General features: G+C 69.2%; 12 protein-coding genes. 3 read left to right on the plus strand and 9 right to left on the minus strand.

What is annotated here, in order from left to right:
- Positions 1 to 183: 183 nt before the first annotated feature.
- The 5 genes from K6I34_RS23470 to K6I34_RS23490 all read right to left on the minus strand — a co-directional run bounded on the left by K6I34_RS23470 (position 184) and on the right by K6I34_RS23490 (position 3,891).
- Complete coding sequence (locus K6I34_RS23470) at positions 184 to 999, minus strand: helix-turn-helix transcriptional regulator (RefSeq protein WP_229328316.1); 816 nt, start codon at positions 997 to 999, stop codon at positions 184 to 186.
- Positions 1,000 to 1,402: 403 nt separating this feature from the next.
- On the minus strand, positions 1,403 to 1,828 hold the full coding sequence (locus K6I34_RS23475) for a type II toxin-antitoxin system VapC family toxin (protein WP_229328317.1): 426 nt from the start codon (positions 1,826 to 1,828) through the stop codon (positions 1,403 to 1,405).
- Positions 1,825 to 2,028, minus strand: coding sequence for a hypothetical protein (locus K6I34_RS23480; protein WP_229328318.1), 204 nt, complete (start codon positions 2,026 to 2,028; stop codon positions 1,825 to 1,827). Before K6I34_RS23480 ends, K6I34_RS23475 begins: the two co-directional genes overlap by 4 nt.
- Positions 2,029 to 2,332: 304 nt before the next feature.
- Positions 2,333 to 3,019, minus strand: coding sequence for a hypothetical protein (locus tag K6I34_RS23485; protein WP_308294044.1), 687 nt, complete (start codon positions 3,017 to 3,019; stop codon positions 2,333 to 2,335).
- 185 nt (positions 3,020 to 3,204) lie between these two features.
- Positions 3,205 to 3,891, minus strand: a complete 687-nt coding sequence (locus K6I34_RS23490) for a DUF3592 domain-containing protein (protein ID WP_229328319.1) — start codon at positions 3,889 to 3,891, stop codon at positions 3,205 to 3,207.
- A gap of 169 nt (positions 3,892 to 4,060) precedes the next feature.
- On the opposite strand from K6I34_RS23490, the gene K6I34_RS23495 reads away from it, so the two are divergent.
- Complete coding sequence (locus tag K6I34_RS23495) at positions 4,061 to 4,921, plus strand: alpha/beta hydrolase (RefSeq protein WP_229328320.1); 861 nt, start codon at positions 4,061 to 4,063, stop codon at positions 4,919 to 4,921.
- 16 nt (positions 4,922 to 4,937) lie between these two features.
- Here K6I34_RS23495 and K6I34_RS23500 read toward each other — a convergent pair whose 3' ends face one another.
- Entirely contained in the window at positions 4,938 to 5,885 is a 948-nt protein-coding gene (locus K6I34_RS23500) for an SGNH/GDSL hydrolase family protein (protein WP_229328321.1), read from the minus strand.
- Between the two features lie 263 nt (positions 5,886 to 6,148).
- Here K6I34_RS23500 and speB point away from each other — a divergent pair, with 263 nt between their 5' ends.
- Entirely contained in the window at positions 6,149 to 7,114 is a 966-nt protein-coding gene (gene speB, locus K6I34_RS23505; RefSeq protein WP_229328322.1) for an agmatinase, read from the plus strand.
- 98 nt (positions 7,115 to 7,212) lie between these two features.
- A complete protein-coding gene (locus K6I34_RS23510; protein ID WP_229328323.1) occupies positions 7,213 to 7,872 on the plus strand; it encodes a hypothetical protein in 660 nt (219 codons plus the stop codon).
- Between the two features lie 3 nt (positions 7,873 to 7,875).
- Here the strand turns inward: K6I34_RS23510 and K6I34_RS23515 are convergent, their stop codons facing one another.
- The 3 genes from K6I34_RS23515 to K6I34_RS23525 all read right to left on the minus strand — a co-directional run.
- The gene (locus K6I34_RS23515; RefSeq protein ID WP_229328324.1) at positions 7,876 to 8,364 is read right to left on the minus strand and encodes a MarR family transcriptional regulator; all 489 of its coding nucleotides are present in this window, start codon (positions 8,362 to 8,364) and stop codon (positions 7,876 to 7,878) included.
- Positions 8,365 to 8,431: 67 nt separating this feature from the next.
- On the minus strand, positions 8,432 to 9,403 hold the full coding sequence (locus K6I34_RS23520; RefSeq protein WP_229328325.1) for a hypothetical protein: 972 nt from the start codon (positions 9,401 to 9,403) through the stop codon (positions 8,432 to 8,434).
- A gap of 23 nt (positions 9,404 to 9,426) precedes the next feature.
- A partial coding sequence (locus K6I34_RS23525) for a hypothetical protein (RefSeq protein WP_229328326.1) occupies positions 9,427 to 9,873 on the minus strand: 447 nt, incomplete at its 5' end.

Here is a 9,873-nt window from a genome sequence, read left to right on the forward strand (position 1 = left end):
GGGTGGGTGGGTTTAACTTCACCGCCCATTCCTTGGATAAGGCGCTCGGGTCTCGATCCCCGAATCCCGAAGCTCAAGCGACGGGGGCTGTGTAGCTGATGAAGCCCACCCATGAGTGGGCCGGTATGGCGAGTTGGGCCCGAAGCTCAAGCTTCGAGTCTCGGCCCTGCCCCGCGGCGTTGCTCACAGCTCCTCCATCACCTTGCGGATGCGCTCCCTGGACTCTTCCTCGCCGAGCGCATGCATGCCCAGCATGGTGAAGGATTTCGTCAGGGAGTCGACCCTCTTACGAGTCGCGTCCAGAACGGCCGCATCCTGGACCTCCGTGTGGACGAGGCGTTCGCCGTCCGGCCCTTCAAGCAGGGTGAAGGGTCCGTCGAGCCCCGGGAAGTACCCCTGTCCGGCGGGCAGGATCTGGATGAACACGTTGCGCTGCTGCCCTACGTCCAAGAGCCGCTGGAGCTGCTTCCTCATCACCTCACGGCCACCGATCATGGTTCCCAACGCATGCTCGTGAACGATGAAGTGAAACAGTACGGCCTGCTCCTTGAGCCGCTCCTGGCGCTTCATCCGGCGAGCAAGGTACACCTCGATTTCCTCGTCGGTCTGGATCGGGACGTAGCCGCGCATGAGCGTTTGCGCGTACTCCTCGGTCTGCAGCAGTCCTGGAATGAGGATGAGGTGAAACTCCTGCAGCGCGACGGCTTCGCTCTCGGCGGTCCAGTACCCCGGAGCGCGAAGAGGCGGCGGTTCCGGCGTCACGTACTGGTACCCGGCAAGCAAGATCCCATTGGCTCGGCACAATTGGTCCGCCACTTCCATGGCCCGGTAGGTCGGCGCACGCCGCCCCTGTTCCATCGACTTGATGGATTCGACCTGGTAGTTGGACTCCGCGGCCAGCTCCTCGCGGGAGATGCCCGCCAGGTGTCGCCACTTCATCATCTGGTCCCCGGCGTAGCGCCAGGAGATCGGGTTCTCGGGATTGCCGGTCTTCGCCACCGTAACCACCTCACGCGGTCCGTACCCTCACGGTCACGGCGCACGGTAGAGGCGGCCAGAGCCTCACGCCCCGGAATCGGCAAGAGTTCCCCCGGACGAGCGTGCGGGGACGCGCCGGCGCCACCCGGGGTACGCGTGACCGATGCGCCCCGATCGGGTGAATTCCGTACGCGAGCCCTGTCCGCTTTTGACGGAGCGCAGTGTCCTACAGAAGAACGGTGGTTCGGGTGGTGCGGGCGAGACGGACCTCACCCTCAGCGCCGTCTGGCGGGCGTGGAGGTCCCTGTGGGACGCCACCCTCGACGTCTCCACGCCCGGACCATCCCCGCGTGCGCGGGGATCACCCCCAGTCGATCGTCACCGGGCCCATGCCGTGGGGACCATCCCGGGTGCGCAGCCAGCCCTACATGTCGTACGGCAGCAGTTCAAAGGCTGGTGCGTGCCGGGGGCGGACGACGGTGAAGTGTCGGCGGTCGACCGTGCAGACCTGTTTGGTCTGCCATCGCTCCGCGATGGCCACCACGCAGGCGTCGGTTCCGCCGAGCGGCAGGTCGGCGTACTGGCGCACGAGCTGTGCCATGCGCTCGATGTCCTCAGGCATGATGCCTGTGACGGTGCCGAGTTGGCCGGCCGCGAGTGCCTCAAGGAATGCTGCTTCGACTTGTGCGCCGCACCGTGTTCCGATCAGGTGGCAGGCTTCCGCGATGACCGGTGCCGGGATCACCAGGTTCCGTGGATTGATGCCGTCGTACCAACGCACGCAGGCGGCGTGGTGGCCGTCATCAGCATCCGCCAGAGCGACCAGCGGCCCCGTGTCCACAACGATCACTCGCCGAACCCTGTCTCCCGCAGGATCTCGTCTGCTCGTTCCGATGTATCGGAGTGCCCGGACCGGCCCATGCCGATGAACGCAGGCCGCGTCAACCTGCTGGCCCGCGCGATGAGCGGCCGCAGGCTCTGTGCCGCCGCTTCGATCTCCTCATCGGACAAGCGGTCGATGAGCGCATGCAGCTCTTCCCTTGTCGCCATATCCCCAGGGTGCCACGGGGCTACCCCCGCGTGCGCGGGGACCACGCTCGGCGACATGGCCGAGGCATCCACCTGCTAGGGCCACCCCCGCCTCTTCTGAACGCCCGGTCGCTATCTGGCCATCAGACGATGCCCCACGCGGGCAGTCGCTACGCACAGCGACAGCCTGAAATGCATGTGTAACCGTGCGGGGGCGGGCCGGTTCAGTGCCAGTACTGGGCGAGGACGCCTTCCTTGAACGGTGCGGGCGAGACCGTGAGGTCCCCCGAGAACGGCTTGTCCAGGGCGAGGACCAGGAGCACGCTCAGCCGATGAGGGCGGCGACCGCGCCGACGAACATGAGCTGGACTTTGACACTGCGGATGCCGTACGCCCAAGTCAGCGGGATGACGACCAGCGCACCCCCGAAGACCAGCATGGTCAGGAGAACCGGCAGCCCGTCCTGTGAGGTGGCCAGCCGGCTGCGGCGGGCGGCGGCGACACCGCCCAGGTTGGTGATCGCCTGGCTGTAGTACGCCTTCTGCGCCTCGGTGGTCGGCTCGTAGTCCTGGAAAACCCGGTAAACGCGCGTGATCTGGGGATTGACGAGATTCGGGTCCGGGTGTCCCTCGCGCATGCGCGGCCACTGCTTCTCGACGACGGCGTGGACGTACGCCCCCAGCGCCTCTGAAACCTTCTGCCGCTGCTCGGCGGGGAACGCCGAGGCGTCCCGCAGGACCTCCGCGGTCTGCGTGGCCTCGGTGGCGACGTTGGTCCGGGCGACGCCGAGTGCCTCCCACTCGGCCACGATCACGAAAGCGAGGAGGATGCCGTAGATCGCGCCGTAGATACCGAGGATGACGCCGATGGTCTCGTTGTGCCGCCCCTCGACGGTGCTCGGGAGCCGACGGCGCACCAACAGGCTGCCCGCTATGGCGAGGAGCACGACGCCGCCGACGAAAACAGTGGCCAGAGCCGGGGTGCTGAAGGTGTTGAGCAGCCAGAGTTCCACGACACCCTCCCGCGATACGGGACGTCGGTACTGTCCGCCTTGTTTGTCCGGTTGTGTCTGCCCGGTGCGGCGGTCCCGTATGCGGCGGCCGCCGGAGCCTCGGTGGTACGGCGGGCGGGTCCGGGATCCGGCGTGCGACGGCGCTCGTGTCCAGGGCGCGGACGGTGGTCGATCCTTGGCGTATTTCAGTGGTGCGGCGGCAGGTCCGGGAACCCGGTGTGCTCGGGCAGCTCCGGCGGTGCGGTCGGCCAGTCGGCGGGTGGGCGGGGAATGTCAGTGGGAAATCCGGTGGGGAAGTCCTTGGGGAAACCGGGCGGCCGCTCGGTGGGGAAGCCCTCGGGCGAACGTGCGGGGGCGGGCTTCTCGTGGACGACATCGGAGATCTTCTTCTCGACCTTGTCCGCAGCGGGTCTGAACACCACCAGGTAGACGCCCATGAACCCGAGGGCGCCGAGAACGAACAAAGTGAGGAAAGCGAGCACGCAGCCCGTACCGAAGAGAGTTCTGGCCTGTTCGGTGGGCGGAATGGCCGTCGCCCGGTCGGGGCGACCCTCGGGGTAGCGGACGACGACCCTGTCCCCGGTGACGACCGTCCGGGGCCCGCCCGCTTCCTCGAATCGCCGCACTTCCCCTTCGGGGGTGGTGAATTCGTGGACGTGATGCCAGGTGCTGTGGCCGGCGCCGCCCCCGTGACCGTGCCCGTGTCCGTGCGTGGTCGTCACCACGTACGCGCCGACGCACCGGCCCTCGGCGGTGATGCCGCTTTTCCAGGCGGCCCGCAGCCGCCGCATCCGCACCACCACGTACACCATTCCGGCGATGCCACCGGCGGCCAGCAGCCCTGGCAGTGCCAGGAAGAAGATGTCGCGCATGAATCCTCGTCGATCGGGATGTTCAGGGACATCCAATCGACTCCTGCCCGGTCCGGGCCATTGATTAAGCTCTGCGCTGCCCGGGGAACCGGGTGATCCGAAATACCGTCAGTTCGGAATCCGTACTTCCGGCGCGTGATCGCGTGACCGCGTGAAAGTGAGCAGACAGATGCAGCAGGCGCAACCGACGTTCGTACTGGTCCACGGAGCTTTCGCGAACTCCTTCTCCTTCGCGCCCCTCCAGGCCGAACTCGGCCTCCTCGGACACCGTTCGGTCGCCGTCGACCTGCCAGGTCACGGATTCGGGGCGACCTACGCACGCGCCTATCAGGCGCCGCAGGACCTCGAAGAGCTCGCCGCCGCGCCCGGCTCGATCAAGGGCGTCACGCTCGCCGACAATGCCGCCCACCTGATAGCGGTCCTGGAACGGGCCAAGCGGAACGGTCCCGTGATCCTCGTCTCGCACAGCCGCGGCGGCATCACGGCCACGGCCGCCGCCAACGCGCGGCCGGACCTGATCGACCGTATCGTCTACGTCTCGTCCTGGTGCCCGGTCGAACTCGACGTCAACGATTACTACGCCGAACCGGAAATGGCCACGGTCGACTTCGCGTCATTTGCCGCAGCAATTGTTGGAAATCCGGCCGAACTCGGGCTGATCCGCACCAACTTCCGCACCGCGGACCCGGCCGTCCTCGCGGGGCTCAAGGCGGCCTTCCTCGCCGATGGCACCGACGAGGAGTTCCTGACCTTCCTGAACACCTTCCAGTCCGACGAGAACCTGGACGTCGGCACCTCCGCCGACCGGGCGCAGGCCGCGACCTGGGGCCGCATCCCGAAGACCTATGTCCGGCTGGCCGACGACGCGAGCCTGACACCGGCCCTTCAGGACCGGCTGATCCGCGAAGGCGACGCGCTGACGCCGGACAACCCGTACGACGTCCGCACGCTGGAGGGCAGCCACCTGAAGTGGCTGACCGACCCGGCACCGGCGGCCCGGCTCCTGGGCGAGCTCGCCGCGCTTCTGTGAGCCGACCGCGGCGCGGTCAGTGCCGGGGCCGGGCTCCGCTCTGGACCGCGCCGAGCACGGCATCGGCCATGGCCCGCTCACCCGCGGCGTTGGGGTGGACGAACAAGGCCGGGCGCTCGGGCCGGGTGTAGAGGCCCTCGACGTAGCGGTTCTCGAACGGCTGGCAGGCGTCGTGGCCGGTGGTGACGGCGGTGGTGTCGACGTAGAGAGCGTTGTTCATCTCCGCCTCGCGGTGCAGCATGGCGTTGAGGCTGTGCAGGGTGTCGCGCAGGTAGGGCTGGTCGCCGTTGGCGATGCGCAGGGACTGGCGGCAGCCCTCGACGTCGGGGCCGATGATGGACGGGTAGCCGACGAGCACGACGCGGGCGCCCGGGGCCGCGCGCTTGTGGACGGCCCTCAGGACGTCGGCGACCTTCGGGGCGGTGGCGTCGATGCGCCGCTGGAGCTCGTCGCTGCCGCTCTGCTCGAAGTACCGCTGACAGGGGTTGTCGGTGGGGATCGGCCGGGGCCACGCGTACGTGCACCGGGCGATGATCCCGCCGAAGCCGATGTCGTTGCCGCCGATGCCCAAGGTGACCAGGGTGGTGTCCGGGGTGACCGCGGTGAGCTGAGCGGGGTTGTCGGTGCCGGGCTGCGGCTCCCACATGTCGTCCGTCTTGGCGGCGCCGCAGCTGACGTCGGTGAAGTCCACCGCACTCAGCGCTTTGTGCGTCAGCGAAGGGTAGTTGACGTCGGACCGCTGGCACTTGACGTTCACCACGGTGGGGATGCGGGGCCCGGACGTGAAGGAATCGCCGAGGGCGACGTAGTGCCCGTCGGCCGCGGGTGCCGCGGGTGCCTCCGCTGCCGGGGAGGACGTGGCGGACGCGGCGGACGCGGGGGTGACGACCCCCGCGCCCAGGGCTAAGGCGGTGCCGACCGCGGCGAGGGCCCAACGGGTTCTGCTCAGGTTCCGGCTGTGCATGCGTGCCTCCTGTGTTCGTTGTGTTCGCTGTGTTCGAAACGGGAGTTGCTGCGCTTTGCGATGCACAAGGGTTGGGTGCGGCGGAGTGAGGCGTCAACCAACAGCGGTGCGCAACAAGCGGGATCCGGACGTCCGACGGCATTTCGCTGTAAGGGCCCATCGCTGGGGTGGATAGGGGTGTTGCGGCCACCGGCGCGTTATGCAGGATCGTCTTTGCTGAGCGTGGGGGAAGGAAAGAACCGAAAATGACGATGCCTCCGGGAATGACCCCTCCGGTCGCCCCTGAAGAGACGGACCGGACCCTGCGCTTCGCGGGTCTGGCGACCTTCGGCCGCCTGCCACGGCTGGAGGACGTCAAGGAAGCGAACGTCGCCGTGGTCGGCGTGCCCTTCGACTCCGGCGTCTCCTACCGCCCGGGTGCCCGGTTCGGCGGCAACGCCATCCGTGAGGCATCGCGCATGCTGCGCCCGTACAACCCGGCCCAGGACGTCTATCCGTTCCACTACTCCCAGGTCGCCGACGCCGGGGACATCACGGCGAATCCGCACAACATCAACGAGGCCATCGAGAACATCGAGGCCGCTGCGGACAAGCTGCTGGACACGGGTGCCCGGCTGATGACGCTGGGCGGTGACCACACCATCGCGCTGCCGCTGCTGCGCTCGGTCGCGAAGAAGCACGGTCCGGTGGCCCTGCTCCACTTCGACGCGCACCTGGACACCTGGGACACGTACTTCGGCGCCGAGTACACGCACGGTACGCCGTTCCGCCGGGCCGTCGAGGAGGGCATCCTCGACACGTCCGCGCTCTCCCACGTGGGTACGCGCGGTCCGATCTACGGCAAGAGCGACCTGGACGACAGCGAGAAGATGGGTTTCGGCATCGTCACGTCCGCGGATGTCATGCGGCGCGGCGTCGACGAGGTCGCGGACCAGCTGCGGCAGCGGATCGGTGACCGCCCGCTGTACATCTCCATCGACATCGACTGCCTGGACCCCGCCCACGCTCCTGGTACCGGAACCCCGGAGGCGGGCGGTATGACGTCCCGCGAGCTGCTGGAGATCCTGCGCGGGCTGGCCGACTGCCAGCTGGTCTCCGCCGATGTGGTCGAGGTCGCCCCGGCCTACGACCACGCGGACATCACCAGCGTCGCGGCCTCCCACGCCGCGTACGAGATGATCTCGATCATGTCGAAGCAGATGGCTCCGACGTACTGGAGCAAGGCGTAGGCGCTCCGCTTGGTGCGCGGTTCGGTCGCTGCGGGTCCGGTGGGGGCTTGTCGCGCAGTTCCCCGCGCCCCTTGCGGGGGCGCGGGTAGGGTCTCGTCATGTTCCTATCACTCAGTAGCAGTAGCTCGCGCTCGTCGTCCCCCGTCACCGCGGACGACGTCGACCTCGCCGTACAGCTCGCCGTGAACGCTCTTCGCGAGGCGGCCCCGATGCTCTGGGAGCGCAAGGCCGGGGCTCTGGAGTGGGATTGCTGGGAGACCGTCGAGCACCTCGCCGACGACCTCTTCGCGTACGCCGTGCAACTGGGCCCGCGGACGCCGCCGTTGGACAGCGAGGTGCCCTTCATATGGGAGAGCCGACGGCCGGGCGGGCCCATGAACGCCGTGCACGCGGACCGCGCGGCGGGGACCGCCGGGCTGCTGCAGGTGCTGGAGGCGAGCGGCGCGCTGCTGGTGGCGATGGCGCGTACGGCGCCCCCGGCGACCCGCGCGTACCACCCCTTCGGGGTCTCGGACCCGGAAGGCTTCGCCGCGATGGGGATCGTGGAGACCCTGGTGCACACGCACGACCTGGCGAGCGGGCTCGGGTTCGCCTGGGACCCGCCCGCCGACCTGTGCGCGCGGGTGCTCACCCGCCTCTTCCCGGACGCGCCGGGTTCCACGGACCCGTGGCCCACCCTCCTCTGGGCCACCGGCCGCGCCGAACTCCCCGGACACCCCCGCCGCACCAAGTGGCGCTGGGACGGCACGCCCCGCTGACGTTCAGCCGGGGAGGTCGCCGTCGCCGCCCAGGTTGGCGACCATGCGGCGCAGGACGTTGACGGTGGTGACGTAGTCCGCCGTGGCGATGCCGTCGTGCATCTGCCGGTGCACTCGCAGGTTGCGCTCCCGGGCCCGCAGCCGTCCGGCCTCCCCGGCCCCGGTCAGCGTCATACGGCCGTCGGCGTCCTCCGTCAGCCAGCCGCGGGCCACCAGGTCGTCGAAGACGCCGCCGAAGTCGATGCCCAGGTCGTCGTACACCGTCAGCCGCTCGGCCAGCGTCGCCCGGGTCCACTTCCCCGGCTCCCCGGCGACGTGGTTGAGCGTCCACCAATGAGGCTGCGTGAGCTGCTCCACCCCGAGCTGCCCGCGCAGCGCCCCCACCACACGCCGGTACGCCTCCCCGCTCCACTGCCCGATGGGCTGGGCGGCCAGTTCCTCCTGCGTGTACTCCTTGAGCTCCACGGTCGCGTTCCCTTCCCAAGTGATCACCAGGACACGACGACGACCGTAGAACCTCAAGTCGGCTTGAGGTCAACAAGATCGGCGGGGGCTGCCCTCAGCCGGTCGCGCGGAGTTCTTCGCGTCGTTCACGGAGTCGCTTCAGGGAGTCCTCCGCGTACTCCGTCAGGGCGACCGGGCACAGCAGGACGTCCAGCGGGATGTCCGGGCCGCCCTGCCCGCGGCGCTGCTCGTAGAGGGCCCGGCCGCCCGGGCTCGTGAGCGTGATGCCGAGGTCCGCGACGTCGGGGCCCGTGCTGTACGGGAGCGGATGCTCGCCGTGCGCGCAGGACGCGTCCGCGTAGTGCGGCAGCGTCTGCTCCAGCGCCGTGACGAGTTCCTCGACCAGCTCCGCGTTCTCCTCGAAGGCGACGTACCAGCTCAGCGCCACGACGACCAGCAGGTGCCCGGGGCGGGCCGCCGGGTCCGCGTACCGCAGCTGCGACGCCTGGTGGGAGATCTCCTCGTCGACGTCCGTGCCCGCCTCCGGGTAGCCGTGCAGCAGCGCGGCGAGGGTGTTGATGGTGTCCATGGCCCCTACGTGCAGGCGGGGCGGGATGTCCGTGGCCGAGCCGGGCTCGACGACGTCCATGGCGATCCGCGCCAGACCGGCCACGTTGCGCGGGCAGCGCCACTCCCCGCGCGGGAAGTCCTCCTCCCACTCGGCGCCCTCGTCGGCGAGCCCGCGGAGCTGCTCGGCGAGGTACTCGTCGTACTCCTCCTCGTGCTCCTCGTACGGGTGCGCCTCGTGCGCACAGGACTGCTCGCGCAGGGCGCCGTCCGCGGCCTTCAGCGCGGCCATGACCTCCGGCGCGACGGCGTCGCCGCTGCCCCACGCGATGTAGGGGGCCATGAGCAGCAGGCCGATCGTCCAGGCGTACGCCGCCTCCCCGCCGGGGTCGGCGGCGAGGCGTGCGGCGCAGTCGAGGGCCGCCTCGTCGTACTCGTCGCTGTAGGCCTTGTAGTAGGTCTCGCGTATCGCGTCCCAGGTGAGGGAGAGGTCGTCGAGCGGCACGTCATCCTTGATCATCACAAGCCCGGCACCCTACATCCCTACATCGCGAGCTGCGGCACGCTCCGGCGGCGGCGCCAGTAGGCGAAGGTCAGCACCGGCACCAGCAGGCCCCATGAGACGAAGAGGCCGCTGACGGTCCCGGCCAGGAGCCGCCACCACCCGTTGACCCACGGGCCGTCCGTGAAGCCGGCGATATGGAAGGTGCACACGGCCCAGTCGGCGAACAGGAAGAAGAAGCCGAGGCCGGCGATCGACGCGGGGACGAGCGCGGCGACCGGCGGAATGCGCCTGCCACCGAGCCTCGGCACCCACTCGGGCACGACCTCGCCCCACCAGCTCACCAGCCCGCGGCACAGGAACGCGGCGAGCTCGGTCAGCAGGCTCAGCGTCCCGACGTAGGCGAGGCCGGGGAGGACGCCGACGTTCATGGGCTCCACGTCCATGCCCATCGTGTAGCCGACACCGATGGGCAGGCGCCACAGGCA

The organism is Streptomyces sp. UNOC14_S4, assembly GCF_020740835.1.
Taxonomy (GTDB): domain Bacteria; phylum Actinomycetota; class Actinomycetes; order Streptomycetales; family Streptomycetaceae; genus Streptomyces.